General features: G+C 72.4%; 14 protein-coding genes, 1 tRNA gene, 1 other RNA gene and 2 pseudogenes. 1 reads left to right on the top strand and 17 read right to left on the bottom strand.

Annotation, left to right across the window (positions count from 1 at the left end; all coding sequences use genetic code 11):
- Positions 1 to 18 precede the first annotated feature (18 nt).
- From PV364_RS31400 to ffs, 8 genes are all read right to left on the bottom strand, one after another.
- Entirely contained in the window at positions 19 to 1182 is a 1164-nt protein-coding gene (locus PV364_RS31400; protein ID WP_319663867.1) for a hypothetical protein, read from the bottom strand.
- The gene (locus PV364_RS31395; RefSeq protein ID WP_319663881.1) at positions 1179 to 1751 is read right to left on the bottom strand and encodes a SigE family RNA polymerase sigma factor; all 573 of its coding nucleotides are present in this window, start codon (positions 1749 to 1751) and stop codon (positions 1179 to 1181) included. The genes PV364_RS31400 and PV364_RS31395 overlap by 4 nt, the downstream gene beginning before the upstream one ends.
- Positions 1752 to 2305: 554 nt before the next feature.
- Positions 2306 to 3580 carry an aspartate kinase gene (locus PV364_RS31390; RefSeq protein ID WP_319663866.1) on the bottom strand — a complete coding sequence of 425 codons (1275 nt, stop codon included), beginning with the start codon at positions 3578 to 3580 and terminating at the stop codon, positions 2306 to 2308.
- 217 nt (positions 3581 to 3797) lie between these two features.
- Positions 3798 to 4445, bottom strand: coding sequence for a DUF5063 domain-containing protein (locus PV364_RS31385; protein WP_319663865.1), 648 nt, complete (start codon positions 4443 to 4445; stop codon positions 3798 to 3800).
- Entirely contained in the window at positions 4438 to 5037 is a 600-nt protein-coding gene (gene recR / locus PV364_RS31380) for a recombination mediator RecR (RefSeq protein ID WP_319663864.1), read from the bottom strand. Before recR ends, PV364_RS31385 begins: the two co-directional genes overlap by 8 nt.
- Before the next feature lie 46 nt (positions 5038 to 5083).
- Entirely contained in the window at positions 5084 to 5419 is a 336-nt protein-coding gene (locus PV364_RS31375; RefSeq protein ID WP_319663863.1) for a YbaB/EbfC family nucleoid-associated protein, read from the bottom strand.
- Between the two features lie 223 nt (positions 5420 to 5642).
- Positions 5643 to 7889: a DNA polymerase III subunit gamma and tau gene (locus PV364_RS31370; protein WP_319663862.1), complete on the bottom strand. Its 2247-nt coding sequence runs from the start codon at positions 7887 to 7889 to the stop codon at positions 5643 to 5645.
- A gap of 103 nt (positions 7890 to 7992) precedes the next feature.
- Positions 7993 to 8089: signal recognition particle sRNA small type (gene ffs, locus PV364_RS31365), an RNA gene on the bottom strand.
- Between the two features lie 95 nt (positions 8090 to 8184).
- Between ffs and PV364_RS31360 the strand changes: the two genes are divergently transcribed.
- A tRNA-Ser gene (locus tag PV364_RS31360) sits at positions 8185 to 8272 on the top strand.
- Positions 8273 to 8348: 76 nt separating this feature from the next.
- Here PV364_RS31360 and PV364_RS31355 read toward each other — a convergent pair.
- From PV364_RS31355 to PV364_RS31320, 9 genes and pseudogenes are all read right to left on the bottom strand, one after another.
- Positions 8349 to 8875 (bottom strand): annotated as a pseudogene (locus tag PV364_RS31355) (tyrosine-type recombinase/integrase); the annotation flags it as partial.
- Positions 8876 to 9042: 167 nt separating this feature from the next.
- Positions 9043 to 9159 carry a hypothetical protein gene (locus PV364_RS41385; RefSeq protein ID WP_415924626.1) on the bottom strand — a complete coding sequence of 39 codons (117 nt, stop codon included), beginning with the start codon at positions 9157 to 9159 and terminating at the stop codon, positions 9043 to 9045.
- 208 nt (positions 9160 to 9367) lie between these two features.
- Positions 9368 to 9613 (bottom strand): annotated as a pseudogene (locus tag PV364_RS41380) (hypothetical protein); the annotation flags it as partial.
- A 2236-nt stretch (positions 9614 to 11849) separates the two neighbouring features.
- Positions 11850 to 13277, bottom strand: a complete 1428-nt coding sequence (locus tag PV364_RS31345) for a hypothetical protein (RefSeq protein WP_319663860.1) — start codon at positions 13275 to 13277, stop codon at positions 11850 to 11852.
- Between the two features lie 10 nt (positions 13278 to 13287).
- The gene (locus tag PV364_RS31340) at positions 13288 to 13533 is read right to left on the bottom strand and encodes a hypothetical protein (RefSeq protein ID WP_319663859.1); all 246 of its coding nucleotides are present in this window, start codon (positions 13531 to 13533) and stop codon (positions 13288 to 13290) included.
- Positions 13534 to 13876: 343 nt separating this feature from the next.
- Positions 13877 to 14563, bottom strand: a complete 687-nt coding sequence (locus tag PV364_RS31335; RefSeq protein ID WP_319663858.1) for a TetR/AcrR family transcriptional regulator — start codon at positions 14561 to 14563, stop codon at positions 13877 to 13879.
- A gap of 147 nt (positions 14564 to 14710) precedes the next feature.
- Complete coding sequence (locus PV364_RS31330; RefSeq protein WP_319663857.1) at positions 14711 to 14917, bottom strand: hypothetical protein; 207 nt, start codon at positions 14915 to 14917, stop codon at positions 14711 to 14713.
- Positions 14918 to 15099: 182 nt separating this feature from the next.
- A complete protein-coding gene (locus PV364_RS31325) occupies positions 15100 to 17628 on the bottom strand; it encodes a right-handed parallel beta-helix repeat-containing protein (RefSeq protein ID WP_319663856.1) in 2529 nt (842 codons plus the stop codon).
- 44 nt (positions 17629 to 17672) lie between these two features.
- Positions 17673 to 21460, bottom strand: a 3788-nt coding sequence (locus PV364_RS31320) for a hypothetical protein (RefSeq protein ID WP_319663855.1), incomplete at its 5' end; no start/stop codon positions are given.

Raw genomic sequence — 21460 nt, 5'->3', positions numbered from 1 at the left:
CTCCGTCCCGGGCGGTGCTCAGGACACGGCGAGCGGCCCGGTGTGGTAGATCGTGCCCGCGCAGGCACCGGCGAGGGTCGCGGTCACGACCGGGGACCCGGCGTCGGGGGTGTGGCTGAGCTGGACGCTCGCGGCGGGGGCTCCGTCGGCGGGCGCGGAGTCCAGGGTCGTGATCGTCTGACCGGACGTCGTGCTGCCGGATGTCGGTTCCCCGCTGCCCGTGGGCGTGGGCGTCGGCGAGGTCGGCGGGGCGGCACAGCCACTGATGTCCCCGCCCGCGGCCGGGACCCAGGCGAACTGCACCTCGTAGCTCGCGCCGGCCTGCAGGACGAGCGGCTCAGGCCCGGCGTCGGGCAGGCCGCTGCCGTCGCCCGCCACGTGGTCGAGCACGCTGATCCGCGTCGGGTCGGCGGAGCCCTGCGCGGTGGCGTTGACCACGCCGCCGCCGTCGATGGTGCAGGGGCCCGCGGAGACGTTGGCCACCCGGAAGTAGCCGGTGATCCGGCCGGCGGCGTCGGCCGCTCCGGCCCAGCCCGTCGGACTGCCGAGGTCGGCGGCGGTGCACGCCGGCGACGAGACGACCGTGTCGCCGGACGACTCCGTGGTGTGCGGGGTCGGGTCGCCGTCCGGGGTACCCGGGGCATCGTGCTTGCCGCCGCCGCCCGCCGTGGGAGCGGCGACGACGCCCGTGGCGGGGCCGGACGGCTGCTCGTCCTTCGTGCCTTCGGTGGAGTGCGCGGCGTCGCTGCTGTCGGACGACGAGGCGCCGGCGGCGGCCACCGGGTTGGGGGTGTCCCAGCCGGAGGTGTTCGTGGCGTGCAGCACGGCCGGCACGGCCGCCACCGCGAGCAGGCCCGCGGCCGCCGTACCGACCAGCAGCTGCCGCCGGTGCGCGCGCCGCGCGGGCACGGCCCGGCGCAGGTGCGTCAGCGTCTCGGGACCGGGATGGAGGTCCTGCACGGCGTCCCGCAGCAGCCTGCGCAGCGCGAGTTCGTCCGGGCTCAGGTCCGGCTCGTCCTCCGCGCGCGGGCGCTCGCCCGCGGTGGGGGTCACGTCGGGCACCGCGAGTGGCTCGGGTGGGGTGCCGGCCGTCGCCTTCCGCGGGCTCTCGGCGTTCTTCGGGCTCTCGGTGTGCTCGGTGTGCTCGGGGTCCATGCCCTCGGGGGTGTTCGGTTCGGTCATGCCGGGGCCTCCATCGCGACGCGGAGCGCCGCGATGCCGCGCGAGCCGTACGCCTTCACGGACCCTATGGATATGCCGAGGGTCTCGGCCACCTGGGCTTCGGTCATGTCGGCGAAATAGCGTAGTACGAGGACCTCGCGCTGACGGCGCTGCAGGGTGCGCAGCGCCGCCTTGAGCTGGTCGCGCTCCAGCAGCTCGTAGGCGCCCTCCTCGGCGCTCGCCATGTCGGGCATGGGCTTGGCCAGCAGCCGCAGGCCCAGGATGCGGCGGCGCAGCGCGGAGCGCGAGAGGTTGACGACGGTCTGGCGGAGGTAGGCGAGGGTCTTCTCCGGCTCACGGACCCGCTTGCGGGCGGAGTGGACGCGGATGAAGGCCTCCTGGACGACGTCCTCGCACGAGGCGGTGTCGTCCAGCAGGAGCGCGGCGAGGCCCAGCAGGGAGCGGTAGTGCGCCCGGTAGGTCTCGGTGAGGTGGTCGACGGTGGTCCCGGCCGACATCGCGTCGTCAGCGTCCCCCCGGTCGCGGCCCGAGGGACTCTGCAGGACAGGCCAGGGCGCGATCACCGGCATACCGCCGACCACGCCGGACGGCCGCCGCGCGTGCGGTCGCGCGGGAGCCGCGCCGCGCCCCAGGAGCGCCGTTTCGATGCCGAGTGCCTCTGCCACGACTGTTGGACACACTTCCCCCCGTCAGGGTTGTGCGGTCGGGGCACCGTTTTTGATGGCGCCGCGCATATCCCCATGCGTACCAACTATCCTCAATACCCCTTTTAACCCGGCGCTGTTGCGCCGCGTCCGGCGTGCAGCAGCACATTAAGCGGGTGCGCTGACACAAGGACGCTCCCCGCGCGCCGCCCGGTTGCGGAACACAGGGGAGCTCAAATTGTCTGGCGCTTGCAGCTTTCCTTCAAGCGATCCTGACCATATTTTGATCACACGATCGATACTCGCCGGTTCGGTGAACGCCGCAGGACGGGACGGGGATGTGGCGGGTGGCATTCCGTAACGCCACGACCGCCGGTCCGCCCCGGCAGGGGGTGGACCGACGGTCGTGGGACAAAGCGGGTGGTACGGGTGGTAGGTGTGGGGCGGGAGCGGCGGACAGTGACGGAATGTCCGGCGCCTCAGCGGCCGGTACCGCCGTAGACGACCGCCTCGTCGCTCTCGGTGTCCAGCCCGAAGGCGGTGTGCACCGCGCGCACCGCCTCGTTGACGTCGTCGGCCCGCGTGACCACCGAGATGCGGATCTCGGAGGTCGAGATCAACTCGATGTTGACGCCCGCGTTGGACAGCGCCTCGAAGAACTGGGCCGTGACACCGGGGTTGGTCTTCATGCCCGCGCCGACGAGCGAGATCTTGGCGATCTGGTCGTCGTAGCGCAGCGCCTCGAAGCCGATGCCGGCCTGCGTGCGCTTCAGCGCCTCGATCGCCCTCGGGCCGTCGCTCTTGGGCAGGGTGAAGGAGATGTCGGTCAGGCCGGTGGAGGCCGCCGACACGTTCTGCACCACCATGTCGATGTTGATCTCGGCGTCCGCGATCGACCGGAAGATCACCGCAGCCTCGCCCGGCTTGTCGGGCACACCGACGACCGTCACCTTGGCCTCGGAAGTGTCGTGCGCGACACCGGAGATGATCGCGTGCTCCATGCCCTTGGCGTCCTCTCGCGGCTCGTTGCTGACCCAGGTGCCCTGGAGGCCGGAGAACGACGACCGGACATGGATCGGGATGTTGTATCGGCGGGCGTACTCCACGCAGCGGTGGAGCAGCACCTTGGAGCCGGAACTGGCCAGCTCCAGCATGTCCTCGGAGGAGATCCAGTCGATCTTCCGCGCCTTCTTCACCACGCGCGGGTCGGCGGTGAACACGCCGTCCACGTCGGTGTAGATCTCGCAGACCTCGGCGTGCAGGGCGGCCGCCAGCGCGACGGCCGTGGTGTCGGAACCGCCGCGGCCCAGCGTCGTGATGTCCTTGCTGTCCTGGGACACGCCCTGGAAGCCGGCCACGATGGCGATGTTGCCCTGGTCCAGGGCGGTGCGGATGCGGCCCGGCGTGACGTCGATGATGCGGGCCTTGTTGTGGACGGAGTCGGTGATGACACCCGCCTGGCTGCCGGTGAACGACTGCGCCTCGTGTCCGAGGTTTTTGATCGCCATCGCCAGCAGGGCCATGGAGATCCGCTCTCCGGCGGTCAGCAGCATGTCGAACTCGCGGCCGGCGGGCATCGGCGACACCCGTTCGGCGAGCTCGATCAACTCGTCCGTCGTGTCACCCATCGCCGAGACCACGACGACCACTTGGTGGCCGGTCTTCTTGGCATCGACGATCCGCTTGGCGACCCGCTTGATGCCGTCGGCATCCGCAACGGAGGAGCCGCCGTACTTCTGCACGACAAGGCCCACGTGCGCTCCTCAAATCTGGTACTGCGTTCGGCTCAGTTTATCGAGCAGGCCGGGATCGACCCCTTACCACCACATACTGAGACGCCCGGCTCACTCAGCGGGCCATCTGCCCAACGGCCCGCCGGCGTAATCGCGCCGTGCGTCGTGCTCAATATCACTGCCCCCGGCGTACGTCCTCGTGAACCGCCGGTGACCACCGGCGGTCCCCCGGCGGACCTCATTTCGCCGGGCGCAGCCCCAGCGGCTTGGCGATCTCGGCGGCCATCACACGGCCCGCCTCGTCCGCGAGCCGGTCGTCGTCGTCCGCGCCCGCGTCCGTGTCCAGGCCGTCCAGCGCGTCCAGCGGGCTGTCCAGCCGCACGTGCGCCACCAGGGACTGCAGGGCGCGCAGGGACGCCGAGGCGGTCGGGCCCCAGTTGGACAGGTACGAGAACTGCCACCACCACAGCGCCTCGGTGATCCGGCCGGCCCGGAAATGCGCCAGGCCGTGGGCGAGGTCGGTCACCACGTCCGCGAGGTCGTCGGAGATCCGGCAGGCGACCGGCGTGCTGCGCGGCACGTACGGGTCGAAGACCTCGGAGTAGACGTCGATCGGCTCCAGCAGCACCGCGAGCCGCTCGCGCAGCTCGTCGGCGTCCGGCTCCGGCCCGAGGTCCGGCTCGTACCGCTCGTCCGGGACGATGTCCTCGTGCGCGCCGAGCCGGCCGCCGGCCAGCAGCAACTGCGAGACCTCCAGCAGGAGATAGGGCACCGCGCTGTCCGGGTCGTCGCCCTTGGCGACCTCCCGCACCGAGAGGATGAAGCTCTCGATCTGGTCCACGATCGAGGACGCGAAGTCGTCGGGGTCAAGGGCGTTGTCAGACATCAAGCAGCCGCCTTCCTTCAAAGGCCCGGCCGAGCGTGACCTCGTCGGCGTATTCCAAGTCGCCCCCGACCGGCAGGCCGCTGGCGAGACGGGTGACTTTCAGTCCCATCGGTTTGACCATGCGCGCGAGATACGTGGCCGTGGCCTCGCCCTCGAGATTGGGGTCGGTGGCGAGGATCAGCTCGGTGACGGTGCCGTCCGCGAGGCGCGCGAGCAGTTCCCTGATCCGCAGGTCGTCGGGGCCGACGCCCTCGATCGGGCTGATCGCGCCGCCGAGCACGTGGTAACGGCCGCGGAACTCGCGGGTGCGCTCGATGGCGACCACGTCCTTGGGCTCCTCGACCACACAGATGACCGTGGTGTCGCGGCGCGGGTCGCGGCAGACCCGGCACTGGTCGGCCTCGGCGACATTGCCGCAGACCGCGCAGAACCGCACCTTCGCCTTGACCTCGCTCAGCGCGTGCGCGAGCCGGCGGACGTCGGCGGGATCGGCCTGAAGGATGTGGAACGCGATCCGCTGCGCGCTCTTCGGACCCACGCCGGGCAGCCTGCCCAGCTCGTCGATGAGGTCCTGAACCACGCCCTCGTACACGCTGTGCCCTCTTCGTCGCTCGGACGGTCCGGAAGACCCGGGGCCGTCAGAAAGGAAGGCCCGGGATGCCCCCGAGCCCCTGGGCGAGCGGGCCGAGCTTGCGCTGCTGCAGCTCCTGCGCGCTCGCGTTCGCGTTCTGCACGGCGGCGACGACCAGATCGGCCAGCGTCTCCGTGTCCTCAGGATCGACCGCCTTCGGGTCGATGACCAGACCCCGGAGCTCACCGGCACCGGTCACGGTCGCCTTCACCAGGCCGCCGCCCGCGGTGCCCTCCACCTCGGTCTCGGCGAGCTCCTGCTGGGCCGCCGCGAGGTTCTCCTGCATCTTCTGGGCCTGCTTGAGCAGCTGCTGCATGTTCGGCTGACCACCACCGGGGATCACGGTCTCGCTCCTGCCTCACGACGTCGGTTGTGCGGGTAGGGCGAGCCTACGTGCTCGGGCGCCCGCTCGCGCTACCCGTAGCCAGGAACGACCGACACGCGTCGCCCGTTCCTGCCGGAAGGACCGGCGAGGGCCGGTCGTTGGCGGGTTGCCGGGCGGCGGCCCGCCGGTCGCCGGACGGTGTCGCCGGCCGGTCTCCGGCTGCTCTCCCCCTGCTCCCCGGCTAGTCGTTGGCGATCTCCTCGATCACGGTGGCCCCCAGTTCCCGCACGATCAGGTCGTGGCCGCTCAGGGCGGTCTCGTCCAGATCCGGGTCGTCGTCCTCGGGCATGTCGTACTCGACCGGGGGCGGCTCGTCGGCGATCGGTGCGTGTGCGGCGGCGGACGCCGCACCCGACGCCGCGGACGGCGCCCCCACCGCGGCGCGGGCGGCGGCGGCACGGCCCGAGGCGGGCGACGCGGCCTGCGGGGCAGGAGCGGCGGAAGCGGCCGACGGCGGCTGCTGGTAGGGCTGTTGGCCCTGGGCCTGATGCGGTTGCTGTGGCGCTTGCGACGGCTGGGAATGCTGCGGCGCCGCGGGCGCGGGGCCCTGCGGGTGTCCCGTACCGGGACGGGAACCGCCGCCGAAACCGCCCGAGGAGCCGCCGCCCGGGCCCCCGGGGCTGACGATCGCCTCGATGCGCCACTGGACGCCCAGCGCGTCGGTGATCGCCTGCTGGAGGACGTCCTCGTGGCCGCGGTTGACGAAGCTGTCGCGCGCGCCCGGGTTGTCGAAACCGATCTGCAGCGTCGAGCCGTCGAACCCGACGAGGCGGGCGTTCTGCTCCAGCAGTATCCAGGTGACCCGGCGCCGGTTCTTGACGGCCTCCAGGATGTCCGGCCACATCTGGCGGACCCGGGAGGGGTCGCCGCCGGGTGCCCCGGACGCGGGGGCGTGGGCCGCCGGAGCCGGTGCCGTTTCCGCGGGAGCGGGGGGCGAAGAGGCCGGTGAGGCCGGTGAGGCCGCGGAGGGCCAGGCGCCGGGGCGCTGGCCTCCGCCGGGGGCGGCCGCGCTCGGCCAGGCACCGGGACGCGGAGCGGCGGGCGCGGCGGGCGCGGCGGGGGTGGTTTCCGGGGGGACGGGGGCCTGCGCGGGGGCAGGAGCGGGGGGCGCGGGTGGCGCGGCGGACTCGTCGGCGGGACGCGTCGGGGGATTCATCGCCGCACGGGCCGCCGCACGGCCACCGCCGGGGGGCAGCGGCTCGCCGAACTCCACGACCGGGGGCGGGCCCGCGGCCGCGGGCCCGCCCGCCGACGCCGCGAAACCGGCCGCCGAGGCGCGCCGCTCCAACCGGTCCAGGCGGGCCTGCACCGACCGCTCGTCGTCGTACGCCGCGGGCAGCAGCACCCGCGCGCAGATCAGTTCCAGCTGCAGTCGCGGGGAAGTCGCCCCGCGCATCTCCGTGAGGCCGGCGTTGACCAGGTCGGCCGCGCGGCTCAGTTCGGCCGCACCGAAGACGCCGGCCTGCGCCCGCATCCGCTCCAGGACGTCGGCGGGGGCGTCGATCAGGCCCTTCTCCACCGCGTCCGGTACCGCCGCCAGGATCACCAGGTCCCGCAGCCGCTCCAGCAGGTCGGCCACGAAACGGCGCGGGTCGTGCCCGCCCTCGATCACCCGGTCCACGATCTCGAACGCCGACGCGCCGTCCCCGGCGGCGAAGGCGTCCACCACGTCGTCCAGGAGCGCGGCGTCGGTGTACCCCAGCAGCGAGGTCGCCATGGCGTACGTCACACCGGCCTCGCCGGCCCCCGCGAGCAGCTGGTCCATCACCGACATCGAGTCACGCACCGAGCCGGCCCCGGCCCGGACCACCAGCGGGTACACCCCGGCCTCGACCGGGATCGCCTCGCGTTCGCAGACCTCCGCCAGGTAGTCGCGCAGCGTCCCCGGAGGGACCAGCCGGAACGGGTAGTGGTGGGTGCGCGAGCGGATCGTGCCGATGACCTTCTCGGGCTCCGTCGTCGCGAAGATGAACTTCAGGTGCTCCGGCGGCTCCTCGACCACCTTCAGCAGGGCGTTGAAGCCCGCCGAGGTGACCATGTGCGCCTCGTCGATGATGTAGATCTTGTACCGGCTGCCGGCCGGCCCGAAGAACGCCTTCTCCCGCAGGTCGCGCGCGTCGTCCACACCGCCGTGCGACGCCGCGTCGATCTCGATCACGTCGATCGACCCCGGGCCGTTGCGCGCCAGGTCGCGGCAGGACCGGCACTCCCCGCAGGGTGTCGGCGTCGGGCCCTTCTCGCAGTTCAGGCAGCGGGCCAGGATGCGCGCGCTGGTGGTCTTCCCGCAGCCGCGCGGCCCGCTGAAGAGGTACGCGTGATTGACCCGGTTGTTCCGCAGCGCCTGCTGCAACGGGTCGGTGACGTGCTCCTGCCCGATGACCTCGGCGAAGGTCTCGGGGCGATAGCGGCGGTACAGAGCGAGGGACACGCCTACGACGATATCGGCCCCCGCCGACACCCGGGCCCCGGCCGTGTGACGGAGCCCACAAGGACCCCACGGGGACCCCACGGGAACCGGCCCTCCGGGACAAAGGAAAGACCCCTCACGCACCCGCCAGAGCCCACCTACCCTTGCTGCCTTCCGGCCCTGGGGGGGTTCAGCGAGATAGCGCCACGTGAGGGGCTGCACCCAGCGTACCCGATCCGATCACCCCCGGATGCACGCCGACGCTCCGCGGGAACGAGTTCGCGAGCACTCCCTCCGATCTAGTAATGTTTGCCGCGGAGGATTCGCCTAGTGGCCTAGGGCGCACGCTTGGAAAGCGTGTTGGGGGCAACCCCTCACGAGTTCGAATCTCGTATCCTCCGCCAGTGCCTCACCGGGCACGTTGTCGAAGGGCCCCACCGGTCGCGGTGGGGCCCTTCGAGGTTTCTCAGCCCCCGTTGTTCCCCAGATCGCCGTCCCGATCTTCCGGGCCACCTCCTTGAGCAAGTGGTCGGATACGTGGAGGTACCGGGCCCGCAGCCGCGCGGCGCCGCCAGGTTCCCACCCCATGATCCGGTCGATGACGCGGTCCGGAACGCTCAACACCATCAGCACGGTGCCGGCCGTGTGGCGAGCGTCGTGAAGACGGCCGTCACGGACGCAGGCGTCTTCGAGAAGCCGCTTCCAGTCGTGGTAGTCCGTGTTTCGGGCTGAGCGGCCCGCCCAGGCGCTTGGTGAACACGTACTCCGACCCGGTCCACAGGGTCGCGGCTTTCCTTGCGCTCCCGCTTCCGCGCCTCTGCGTGAGAGCGGAGCATCACGACCAGAGGACCCGGCGGCGGAACGGCGCGGCGGCCGGCGCGTGACTTGGTGTTCTTGGTCTCCCGCCGCACCTGCACCCGGTCCGGGCAATGTCCCGCTTTCCGGCCGCAGGGCGCCGTCTCCGTGCATCCGTGCTCGTACCGGGGGCGCAGACGGTTCCGGCGCAAAGCCTGTCGCTTCGAGCAGCAGGCACTGACCTGGCGCGTACCGCCCGGTCGGGGCGTTCGGCCTGCGGCGCGACGGAACGCCGACATGGCGCCCACTCGCTATGGCGTCGTCTGCCGTGCCCCCGGCGATTCCCTCGCCGGGGACACGACATGCGCCAACTCATGGACTAAAAAAGACCCTTGTAGCCCTGCCATCCGGTAGCGACCTTCACCCGCGAGCCGAACGACCCGTTCCCCTTGCCGTCGTTGCGATAGAGGTTGCCGCTCGTGTCCCGCGCAACCAGGTCGTTCTTCCCGTCGCCGGTGATGTCCCCCGACCCCGACGATCGCGTTGTACGAGCCGCCCCAGTCCGAGAAGACCTTCACGCGGTCGTTCAGCTTCCCGTTCCCCAGCCCGTCGTAGCGGTAGAGCGTGCCCGACCTGTCCCGCGCCAGCACATCCCCGTATCCGTCGCCGTTCAGGTCCCCGGCGCCCACGATCTTCGTGTAACCGGTCCACGCCGAGCGGATCTTCACGCCCGCCTTCAGCTTGCCCGCGCCGTCGTTGGCGAACAGATAGATGTCGCCGGTCGATGCCTTGCGGGCCAGCAGGTCGGTACGGCTGTCGCCGGTCAGGTCGCCGGGCGCGGTGAGGACGTTGTACGCGTTCCAGCCGGTGCCGAGGGAGGTGTGGCTGTTCGACGGGTTGTACGGCTCACCGCACCGGCCCGCGTAGCGCCGCAGTTCGCCGTTCGGCATGCGAACCAGCATCTCGGCGCACCGGTCCGTGCCCATGTCGCCGAAGGGCACGGCCACCGTCCCGGCGGGCCAGCCTGAGCCGGAATACTTGAAGTCGAAGGTGCCCTTCCCCTTGGTGTAGTGCAGGGTCAGAGCGCCCGAGGAGTTGAGTGTGACCAGCTCGCCGAAGCTGTAGTACCCCTGGTCGTGGAAGCCCTGGAGGCCGCCGCCGTACCCCAGCGAACCGCCCGTGGTGTACGTGCCGCCGCCGTCCTCGGCGGTGGCCTTCAGGCTCCAGGTTTTGAGGCCGTTGTAGGGATAGGTGCCCGAGTCCGTCTTCAGGTCCCAGTTCACCTCGACGTGCGCCCCGCTGCCCGTGATGGTCCGCTCGGTGCGCCCCCGCGCGTCTTTCACAGTGAAGGTCCAGTCCGCCGGCTTGTTCAACTGCCACATGCTGTCCCAGTAGTTGACGCCGTTGCGGCCCTTCACGTCCACCCCGTCGCCGGCCACGTCCGACTCGATCTTCGCCAGCGACTGGGTCGGCACCCCGCTCTGCACGATCCGGATCGCCTTGTCCGCGCCGACATACGCGATGTCGCCGCCGAACTTGTCCACCGTCCAGGTCAGCCGCCGCTGGTCGACGGTGTTCCCGGCCGGTAGGTCCGCGATCGCGCGCGCGGCGGCGGCCGTCCCGGAGTGGTAGTCCGTCAGCATCAGCTTTCCGGCGGTCCGGTCGTGCTGGACGAGGTAGCCGTCACCGACGAGCGCGGGACCGGACGGGACCTTGATGTTCTTCTTCGCAGTACGGTCGTACACGCCCGCGGCGCCCGTCGGCCCGCAGTTCCAGTAGATCCAGCGGCCGAGGACCTGAAGCTCCTTGACCGTGCAGGGGGCCCCGGTGGAGACCGTCTGCACTTTCTTCTTCGCCTCCAGGTCGTACGCGGTGACGACCCCGTTGCCCGTGCCCGGCGTCCACAGCGCCGCACCCCACACGGAGGCGGCCGTGACGGACCGGGTCAGCCGCACGTCGTCGTAGCGGTAGGAGTTCACCGCGTCGACGTACTGCCTGCCGGTCGAGGTGGCCTGGTAGACGTAATAGCGGCCGGTCGCGTCGACGAAGCGGCCGCCGCTGACCGTCGGCTCGTCCGTGCCGCTCCGCGAGTTCTCGGTCAGACGGATCTGGGCCGTCTGCTCACCGGTGCCGTCGTCCTTGAAGTAGCCGACATACGTGTTGCCGAAGGAGCGCATCGGCACGCAGCCCTCCGGACCCGCGTCGCAGGGCACCCGCTGCACATGGCTGCCGTCCGCGTAGGTGGCGGCGTACCCACGGGACGTCGTGTCCAGCACCGTGGAACCGTCTGCCGAGATCTGCCGCCCGATCACCCACTGGTAGCCGCTCGGTGTGTTCTCCACGCTGGTGAGGAAGCCGCCCGCGTAGTCGATGCCCCACACGCCGTCCGTCGTGATCGGTGCCGGGGTGGTGTCCGCGGCTGCCGTGCCCGCGGTGGTCAGTGAGCCGGCGCCCAGTACGGCCAGGTTGACGAGAGCGAGAGCGATCCGGGCATACCGGGTCAAGGGTCCCTCCCCAGGGAAGTCAAAAAGGCACGGCGGCAGGGCTCGTCACCATCCCCCTCGGCCACACTCCGCCATGCAAGCAAGCGGGGATGATAACAACCGCCACACAACTTTCGGTAGTGAATTCCCAGCTCGGGCAGAGCCATCTCCACGCCGTCGTCACTTCTCTGCGGACATGCCGGGGGACTTGGCGGGCCGGGTGAGGGCGGCAGCCGGAATGGCGGCGCCGATGCGCAGCGCGAGCGGCAAGCCCGCGCACAGCCGGGCGATGGCGATGGCCGCTTCGGGGTCGTCGGTGATGCGGGTGTCGTGGTGGCCGCGGGCGTGGCGCAGGGCCTGGTCGAGCGGCCGCGGCGCAGCCGAGGGGCAAGCCGTCGCGCCCTCCGTTCCTCTTCGCCTGCATTCCGGCCGCCCTGGCCCTCGTGGTGGCGGCCGACAGGGGGGACGCCGCCGGCGAACAGCGGGCGGTGAGGATGACGGCGGAGCGCCTCAGTGGGACCGTCTGCGACTACACGCCGCAGGTCTGCTCGGCCACTCCGGGTTGGTTCTCCTGGTGATCAGCCGCGGACCGGGGGCTGTGGCGGCGCCAGGCGGATTCGGCGGGGAACGGGGCTCCTCATGGGCGGAGTGCAACCCATGAGGAGCCCCGTGCCGTGGCCGGGTCCTGATCGGATCGCGGCGGTCAGTTGACGACGGCGATGTACTGCCAGGCGCTGTAGGTCGGGGCGTTGTACACGGTGTCGTACAGGAAGCGCACCCGCACCCTGCTCTGGTTCATGGTGCCGAGCGCCATGGAGTAGGCGGCGGCGCTCTTGGAGTTGAGCTTCACGCAGATGCTCCGGTCGATGTCTCCCCCGATCCACGCCCCGGCGGTCAAGGTCTGCCGCTGGACGCGGACGCACTGGCCGGGTGCGGCCGGGGCCACGTCGACGGCGAACTTCGCCGAGGACGTGTGGTGGTAGACCTTGTACGTCTGGCCCCCGGACGTGGTCGTCCTGAGGTAGCCGCCGGCGGTGCCGTGGATGAGCGCGGTCGTCTTCGTCCCGACGGAGGCCGAGGCGGGCGCGTAGCGCGAGTCGCCGGCGAAGGTGGCGGAGAACCTGGTGCTCCGGCTGACCACGTAGGTGCCGGAGATGTTGCCGTTCTTGTCGACCTTGGCGGTCCTGATGGTGACGCGCTTGCCGTTGACCGGCGTGGCGTACAGCCCGACCGTGCGGCCGGTGTAGGTGGTGCCCAGGTGGGCCGTGACCGTGGCCTTCGCCTTGAAGCCGTAGAGCGCGCGGTCGGTCTGGACCGTGAGCTGCGGGGTCAGCCGCGTCATGTTCAGATCGGCGGTGGCCGAGGCACCCGACAGGTCGGCGGTGCCCGGGTAGCTCAGCTGCAGCTGGTACTTGCCCTCGGCGCGGATGTCCATCGGGAAGGCGAAGTGTCCCGCCGTGTCGGTCGTCACCGCGGGCGCCAACGGCGTGCCGGGCGCGCCGTTGGCGGGGTTGAGGGCCAGCCGGACGCCCAGCTTCTGGCCCTTCGGGATCGCGAGGCCTTCGGCCGAGGTGAGCTGTCCCGTGACCGTGACGCGGTTCGCCTTGCCCAGTTCGAACTTCGGCGCGTTGGCGGTGACCTTGATCGAGACCGGGTGGCGCACGAAGCGCATCACCCGGGTGCCGTCGGAGGGCAGATAGGTGTCGTCGCCCAGGTAGGCGGCCGTGTAGGTGTAGTTGCCGGCAGGCTGCGAGTCGTCGAACGACCACGTGGCGCCGAGGGAGTCGATCGGGGTGGAGGTCACCGTCCCCACCACGGCGCTGGTGCCGTTCGCGCTCTTGCGGGTGATCTGCACCTTGGCGCCCACCGGCGCGCAGTAGAGATAGCCCGCGAGCGTCGCGGTCTGGCCGACGAAGACCTGGATCGGGGTGCCGTCGTCCCCCCACGGGGCGTCTTCCGCGAAGGGGCCGTTGTACAGGCTCGTGGGGACCGAAGGCCCGTTGCCCGTGGGCGCGGCGCAGTGGTCCGGGGGGTGCGTGCCGTCGGCGAAGGCCGTGCCGGGAGAGGCGGCCAGAACCATGCCCGCGGCGACTGCTATGCCGGTGGCGGCGGCGAGGGCTCTCGCTCGCATGGGTAACTCCTCAGAGGTCTGTGGTGCGTGTGCGGCGATCGACCTGGACGGCCGAGGCGTCCGTGCCCACCCGGGTCCCTGCGGCGGTGCCGTTCGGCAGGGCGGTCGCGGTGAGCGACCGGGCGGTGGCGGACGCGGCTGCGGCCGCTTCAAGATCGAGTGCGTCGTTCGCGTCGTGCGTGCTGCTGGTGCTGGTGCTGGTGCTGGTGGTCGTGGTGCAGACGATGGTGGTCGGCCCGTCGGCCGAGTGCCGCACCCTCGCGGCAGAGGCGGTGCATGCCGTCGGAAGCCGCGCCCCGCTTCGGGAGGATGCGTTCACATGGGGTGAGACAGGCGGGAGTGCGGCGTAGTTGTGCCGGTGCGCGATGGCGCTTCGGTGGCATGTGAGGGACATCGAGGTGAACTGGCTCGCGGAGCGCTCCGGCTCGGGGGGGCGATTCGGGCCATCGGCACACGTACTGGGCCTGTCGGCCTGCGATGAGGGGCGTTGACCCCGGGACGACCGGCGTCACGGGGCCCTTCCCGTGGCGGTGGTCCGCGTTCGGCGCCGGCGGGGGATTCAGCCGCGACCGGCGGCCACCCTCAACTCCGGAAGGGCGTCAGCGGCCTGCCGGGGCGCCGTCGCCGGCGAGGATCCCGGCGATGAGGGTGGCGAGCGTGTCCTCCAGCGTCTCGGTGAAGTCCCAGCACAATGCCGCCAGTTCGGGGTCGGCCGCATAGGCGGCGCGCACGCTGTGGGAAGGCTGGGTCTGGCCCCAGAGGGCGCCGGCCAGGACGAAGACCATCGCGGACACCTTCCATGCGGCGTCGGCGCCGAGTTCGGGCAGGTGCCGGCGGACCAGCCCGCTCAGGGTGCCGTTGTTGTCGACCATGGCGTACTTGTAGCGGGCGACGGTCTCGGCGGACACGTTGTGTTCCAAAACGCCGCCTTGGGCGCCGAGCAGGTCGCACAGCACTCGGTGCGGGGCAAGGGAGCGGGCGAGGGCGGCGGCGAGCTGCCTGCCGCGCTCCCGGCCCGGGGCGTCCGGGTCGACCGCGTCGGCCAGCGGCTGCGAGAGCCCGCCCAGCCACTGCTTGGTGTCGCGGTCGAGCAGTTCCAGCAGGATCGCCTCGCGGGACTCGAAGTAGCGCAGCACATTGGATTTGGCCAGGCCCACCTGGACGCTGAGTGCGTTCAGACCGACCTCGCCGACCCGCATGGTGTCGAGCATCGCGGCGGTGGTGTTCAAGATCGCCTGGCGGCGGATCTCCCGCTGCTCCTCGCTGCGTGCGCGCTGGAACGTCATGCCCTCATGTTACGGACCCCCAGTCTCTTGGCTTCCGGCCATCGGTCCGGTCGCGGGAGGTCGGACCGGGCACGGAGGCCGGCGGTGATCGCCGCGCCGCTGCCCGTGCAGCCGCCCCGTCCGACCGACTCGGCCTGCCGCCGCCGGTCAGCGATCGACCGTCCAGGACGCGTCCGTGGGCGGGGATCCCTCACGGACGAGGTGACCGACGATGCGGAACGCCTCCGCGAGCGGCACCGTGTCCTCGTCGGCGTACGCGTCGTGCTGCCCGTGGGACAGGACGAAGCCCCGGCTCGATCCCTCGGCTCCCAGGTCCCCGGCGTGGCCGCCGGGGTCACCTTCGCCGTCGGACACCGCCACCATCGCGCGCTCGGTGTTGTGACGACGGCCGGCAGCCGGCCGGACGAGCTGGTCAGCCGTGTCTCGCCTCGGCCCGCATCGATCCGCGCCCGGAGCCTCCCCAGGACCGCTGCCGGCGTCAGCGGCACGTGGGGATCGTCGTCGAGCACCCAGGACCCGGTAACGGACCGCGCGGGTCAGGACGGGGTGGCCGGGACCGGGAGGTCCTGGGTTTCGAGGCTGATGAGCTCCTCAGGGGTCGGGGCGGAAAGTTCCGCGACGCGCTGGGCCTGGCGCTCGGTCATCTCCTGGAACATCTGCCGGGCGGAGCGGCCGTTGCCGAAACCCTCGCCGCGCGGCAGGCGCTCGAAGAGCAGGGCGAGTTCGGCGCGGGCGGCGGGGGTCAGTTCGTACTGGTGCTCCTCGGCCTGGTGCTCCACGATCGAGACCAGTTCGGCGGCGTCGTAGTCCTCGAAGAGCAGGGTGCGGCCGAAGCGGGAGGACAGGCCCGGGTTGGAGCTGATGAAGCGGTCCATGTCGCCGGGGTAGCCGGCGGCGATGACGACGACGTCGTCGCGGTGGTCCTCCATCAGCTTGACCAGGGTGGCCACGGCCTCGGTACCGAAGTCGTTTCCTGCCCCGAGCGGGGCGAGGGAGTACGCCTCGTCGATGAACAGGACGCCGCCGAGCGCCCGGTTGAAGGCGGCGGTGGTCTTCGGGCCGGTGTGGCCGACGTACTCGCCGACCAGGGCGGTACGGTCGACCTCGACGAGGTGGCCGCGGCGCAGCAGGCCGAGCGCCTTGAGGAGCCTGCCGTAGAGCCGCGCGACGGTGGTCTTGCCGGTGCCGGGGTTGCCCGCGAAGACCAGGTGGCGGCTGAGCGGCGGCGCGGGCAGTCCGGCCTCCTCGCGGCGGCGGACCGTCTGCATGAGTTTCACCAGCGAGCCGACGTCGTGCTTGACCCGGTCGAGGCCGACGAGGGCGTGGAGTTCGCCGAGCAGGTCCTCCAGGTGCTCCTCGGGCACGTCCTGGTCGTCGCCGGCCCCCGCGGTGCGCGGCTCGCCGGATGCCGCGGGCGGCGTGGCCGGGGAGCCCGGCCGGGCGGAGGGGGCGGGCGCGCCGAAGGTCAGCGGGACGCCGTCGGCCGTGCAGTCCTCCAGCCGCGGGGCGGCGCCCTCGTCCGTGCCGAGGGCCTCCGCGCAGTCCCGGGTCCGGACCTGCCGGAACAGCGGGTCGGCGGACGCGCCGACGTGCAGGGCGGGGAATCCGGAGCCGGTCACGTCGAGGCTGGTGAAGGTGCCGCCGGCGCCGTCGGCGAGGAAGACGCCGTTCTTGGCCGGGCCGCTGATCCGCAGATCGGTGACGGAGGGCCGGGCGCCCGTCCACACGACGACACCGGAGCCGCCGCAGTCCTCCACCGATCCGCCCTCGACCGTGGCGTCGGCGCCCTTGTCGACGACGACGCCCGCCGCGCCCGCCCCGGTGATCCGTATCCCCGCCAGGACGGCGGTGCCGCCGGAGGCGATCTGGACGCCGATCTCCCTGGTGCCGGTCACGGTGGTGCGCTCCACCCGGGTGCCGGTGGCCGAGCCGACGCCGATGCCGGTGGCCGCGCCGTCGATACGGCAGCCGGTGACGGTGGCGGTGGCCTGCTCGACCACGGCGACGCCGGTCATGGCGACGTCGCGGATGCCGCAGTCGGCGAGTTCCACCCGCGCCTCCCCGGCGGCGTGGACGCCGTGCTCGGCGCCGCCGCGCACGAGGCAGTCGGCGAGGTGGCCGGTGGCGGTGCCGGACGCGTGCACGGCGCTGAAGGCGCTGCCGTCGATCCGGCAGTCCGCGAGGCGGACCGTGGCCACGCCGCTGATGAGCACCCCGTTGGCGCCCGCATCGGCCACCGCGCAGCCGGTGGCCTTGAGCTGGGCCTTGTCCTGCACGGCGAGGCCGACGGAGGCGGCACCGCGGATGCGGCAGTCGGTCAGTTCGGCGCGCGCCGATCCGGTGAGGTGCACGCCGGCCGCGCCGGGCGACTCGATGCGCAGTTCGCCCGCCGTCGCCTCGGAACCGTCCTCCAGCAGCAGCCCGGCCCGGCCGGTCCCGGTCAGCGTGGAGTCGGCGAGCCGCAGCCGCGCGTGGCCGCGCAGCCGGATGCCGGAGCCCGTCGTGCGGCCCAGGCGCAGGCGTACGGCGTCGAGCCGGGCCGATCCGGACAGGACGACACCGGTGCCGTCCACGCCGGTGACGGTGGTGTCCTCCACCTGCGCGCGGACCCCTCCGGCGAGGTAGAGGCCGGCCAGCCGGGCACCCTCCAGACGGCACCGCCGCAGCATCACGGCGGTCGTGCCGGCCTCCTCGTCGTCCGGGCCGCGGACCTGGATCCGGCCGCCCTCGACGGCGCAGTCCTCCATCACCAGCCCGGCACCGGGCTGCACCGCGACCGCCGGGGCGCCCTCGTCGGAACCCCACACGGTCACCCCGTGCAGGGCGCAGTCGGGGCCGTCGACGGTGACCGCCGGCCGGTCGCCGGCCGGCGCGGCCAGCACGACGCTGCCCCGGCCGTGCTCCGCCGCGAGCACGACCGCGCGGTCGAGCACGACGGCCTCGGTCCAGGTGCCGGGCGCGATCACCACCAGATCGCCGGGGGCGGCGGCCCGCACCGCGTCGGCGATCCGGTGGAAGGCACCCTTGCCGCCCTGTCCTTTGGGGGCCACGGTGTGACGCGTCATGTCCGGATCCTTCACTGGCTCTGCTGCTGTTCCCACGGTCCCTGCTACTGGTTCCCGCCCGCGGCCGGCTGCGGGGGCGGCGGCGGGACCTGGAACCAGGACGGATTGATGCTCGCACGGTAGGCACTGGTCAGGTACATCGACTGGATGGTCTTCTCGAAGATCTTGAACGGCAGCTGGATCCAGAAGTCCGCGAAGCCCTGCCGGTGGAAGAACCGGCTGCCGCCGCCCATCACGAAGACGTTCTTCACCAGCGCGGTGGAGGCGGCCGTGGTGAGCGAGGCCAGGGCGTTGATGCCGCCGTCGAGGAAGGCGTCGGCGCCGTGCAGCTTGACCGTCTGGCCGTCGGCGTTGGTCACGCCCCACACCGCGGCGTTCATGCTGCCGTTGATCCAGCCGGAGATCACGCTGCTGCCGGCACTGAAGGAGAAGTCGTACATGCCTCCGCGCCAGCGGGTCGGCGTCTCGTTGCCGCCCCACTCGTTGGCCCAGTTCTTGTCGTGGTTGCCGGGGCGGCGGTTCCAGTGCTTGCCGCTGTCGATGTTGGCCCAGCCCGCCTTGAAGTCGCCGAGGTCGCGGAAGATCGCGCCCCGGTTCTCGTGGACCGCGGTGCTCAGGCCGGTCTTGACCGTCGCGCCGACCGCGGCGTTCGCGAACGCCTTCAGCGCGTCCTTGCCGGTGAACGGCTTGTCCTGGGCGGCGGCGACGATGCCGTTCACCGCCAGGTTGGCGCCGAACTCCAGGATGAACTCCTGGCCGAACTCCAGGGCCGCCTTGTACGCCACGGTCTGCCAGTACGGCTGGTAGCGGGCCTCGCGCAGCGCCGCCGCACCCGCACCGGGCCCCTCGGGCAGGGCGGTGCCGGACCACGGCATGCGCTGGGCCTCGCGGACCCGGCGGCCCCAGCCGCGGATCTCGGTCAGCGGGCCGCGGAAGTCGTACTCGTTGCCGACCAGGCGCATCCGGCCGAGGGTGTCGGTCTCGAAGACCAGTCCGTTGTCGGTGCGCTGGGCGACGAGCCGGCCCCGGGCGTCGTAGCGGTTCCACTGGCCGCGCCAGGCGTCGGTCTCCAGGTAGCCCTGGCCCTCGACCGCGCGCTGCCGGACGACCGCGCCGTGGTCGAACTCCTTCCACACCGAGTGCGCGGTGGCCGCGCCCGTGTCGAACTCGCGCACCCGCAGCGGACCGCCGGAGTGCACCGGGGTCTCGCGGAGCCTGACGGGGGCGGGCTGGACGCCGCCCTGGCCGGCCGGCGGGACGAGTTCGTCGCGGAAGTGGCGGAATCCGGGCCGCCACTGGTTCTGCCAGGCGTGCCCGTTCCACCAGGTGCGGACCTCGCGTCCGGCTCCGGGGTCGACCCGCGTGCCGTTGCGCTCGAACTTGGCGGTGAGCCAGTCGCCGGCGTGCGCGGGGTCGGGGTCGGGCCAGGCGTCCACATAGCGGCCGGAGTCGAGCATGCGGCGCTCGCGGACCAGGTTGCCCTGCGCGTCGAAGTCCCGGTAGGAGTCGTCCCAGGGCAGCCGGGCGTCGTTCGAGCCTCGGAGGAACTCCCGTCGGCCACGGGCGAGTTCGTTGTCCTGGCCGTCCATCCGCCGCCAGGTCCAGCGGGACGAGTCGATCCGCCCGCTGCCCCGGACGAAGCTGTTCTGCGCGCCGCTCGGGTCCGGGTGCTGCTGTCCGGTCAGGTTGCCGTGCGCGTCGCGGGTGACCCAGGTGCCGCGGCCCACGCGGTCGGCGGGGGTCCGCGGGTCGGCGTACTCGCGCACGACGCCGTCGGGCAGGCCTTCGCGGGCGATCCGTACCCCGCCTTGCGCGTCGCGGAACTCGTCCCGCCAGACGATGCCGTCGGGCGAGCCCTGCACCGGGACGCGGTAGCCGCTGCGGGTGCCGTCGGTCCACGGCTGGTGCCCGTGACCGGGATCGGGCTGCGGCCGCGCGACGTTGTCGCCGACCTTGAGGGTCGTGCCGTCGTGCAGCTTGGTGACCGACCGGGCGAACGAGCCGTCGGCCGCGAGGTCGACGATGCCGCCGTCCAGGCCGACGTACCGCACGCCCGACCCGGCCGCGGTCGGGGACTCCTTGACCCAGGTGAACATCTGGTAGGTGCTGTCGCGGAGGACGTGCGCGTACATCCCCTCCGCGCGCCCGGCATCCGGCATCCAGTGGTTGCGGACGAAGGCCGGCGGGCGCTGCTCGCGCCAGCGCTCGGTGGTGAGGTGGCCGTCGCCGAACACCTCGCGCTTGCCGCTCTCCTTGCCGTGCGGCGACTGGCGCTCCCAGGTACCGGGCAGCGTGCGGTCACGGGTGAGCGTCCACTCCTGGTACTGCCCGGCGTAGTCGGGCGTCCGGCCCATGCCCCACTGCCGCTGGACGATCGCGCCGCCCGCGGTGCGGTCGGTCCAGCCGGCGTCATGGAGGTCCCGGGTGCGCGGACCCTGGTCCAGCTCCCGGGCGGCGCCGTCGTAGCGGTACCAGGTCCAGGTGCCGTCGGCGTTGCGTTCCGCGAGGGTGTGGCCGGCCAGGCCGTCGTACTTCTGCAGGCCGTCGCGGTACTCCCGCACCGTCTGCAGGCCCTCCTTGTCCCGCCAGCCGGTGCCCGCGGTGTCGTAGTGCCGGGTGCCGGAACCGAGCGGCGCGCCGCCGTCCCGGTCCCACCGTGCCCACGTGGTACGGGCGTTGGTGCGGCCGAACTGGATGGTATCGGTACGGCGGAACGCGTCGAGCACGTCGCCGCCGGGCAGCAGCCGCCGCTCGAAGACCGCGACCGACGCCTTGGTCGAGCCGAGCAGGCGCACCCGGCCGTTCGCCTCCCCGGCGTGGTCGACGCCGCCGCGGTGGAAGGAGCCGGTGCCGACGGGGTCGCCGACGGCGTCGGTGCGCCGCCAGGTGCGGGCCGCGTGGTCGACCTCGTACCGGAAGCCGGTCGCCCGGCCGTTGTCCAGGACGTTGAAGGACTGCCGGGCCAGAGTGCCGTCCCCGGCGATCTCGACGAACTCCCCGTGCCGGGGCGTGCCGGGCAGGTTGAACTCGGCGCGCACGGCGTTGTTCTGCCGCAGGGTGACGTCCCAGTGCGCGAGGCGCGTGCCCGCGCCGTCCTCCAGCCACCGGGCGCCCTGCGGGGCGGCCGCGGTGGGCTGCTCGGTGACGAGGACGCGGCCACCGGGCTCGTTCGGCAGCGGCGCGCCGTCGGCGGTGCGGACACCGGCACGGTCGTAGCGGCTGAACGTGCCGTCGATCCCGGTGACCTGGTGGCCGCCACCGGGCAGCGGGGTCCTGTCCCCCAGGAACCGCCCGGTCGCCCCGTCGAAGACCTCGTGGCCGCCGCCGGGCAGCACGATCTCGAAGTCGCCGTTCGGGCGCCGCGTGAGCACGCGGCCGGCGTCGGCGGCGAACGCGTCGTCCAGCCACCGGGCCGCGCCGCCCGCCGGGCGGTCGACGTGGCCGGCAGGTCGGCCGTCACGTCCGGTGAGCCGCAGGCCGTCGCCGGTGACGGCGCCGTCGGGCCCGAAGGTGTCGTATCCCGTGCGGTTCGCGATCCGCAGGCCCTGGTTGTCGGGGAGGGTCGTGACCTCGTCGTCCAGCGCGGTCCCGGCGGTGTCGGTGAGCCGGTGGCCCCCCTGTCCGTCCGGCACCGCGATCCGGTCGCCCCGCGCTCCCGTCACCGGGTCGGCGAGGACCACGCCGGTCTCCACCGGGCGGCCGTCGGCGCCGTAGCGCGTCGTCGCGCCCGTCGCGTCGTCCGTCACCCGGAAACCCGCGTTCTCCGGCAGCACCGTCAACCGCTCGCCGCGCACCGTACCCGCCGCGTCCGTCAGCACATGCCCGGCCGCAC

The sequence above is a fragment of the Streptomyces sp. MI02-7b genome (genome assembly GCF_033793585.1).
Taxonomy (GTDB): domain Bacteria; phylum Actinomycetota; class Actinomycetes; order Streptomycetales; family Streptomycetaceae; genus Actinacidiphila.
Note: the sequence above shows the minus strand (reverse complement) of the source record. Positions and strands in the feature narration are given on the sequence as shown.

Coding starts and splice junctions, on each gene's coding strand:
- PV364_RS31400 (WP_319663867.1), bottom strand. CDS start 1,182: ATGACCGAACCGAACACCCCCGAGGGCATGGACCCCGAGCACACCGAG.
- PV364_RS31395 (WP_319663881.1), bottom strand. CDS start 1,751: ATGCCGGTGATCGCGCCCTGGCCTGTCCTGCAGAGTCCCTCGGGCCGC.
- PV364_RS31385 (WP_319663865.1), bottom strand. CDS start 4,445: ATGTCTGACAACGCCCTTGACCCCGACGACTTCGCGTCCTCGATCGTG.
- PV364_RS31345 (WP_319663860.1), bottom strand. CDS start 13,277: ATGCGAGCGAGAGCCCTCGCCGCCGCCACCGGCATAGCAGTCGCCGCG.
- PV364_RS31335 (WP_319663858.1), bottom strand. CDS start 14,563: ATGACGTTCCAGCGCGCACGCAGCGAGGAGCAGCGGGAGATCCGCCGC.
- PV364_RS31325 (WP_319663856.1), bottom strand. CDS start 17,628: ATGACGCGTCACACCGTGGCCCCCAAAGGACAGGGCGGCAAGGGTGCC.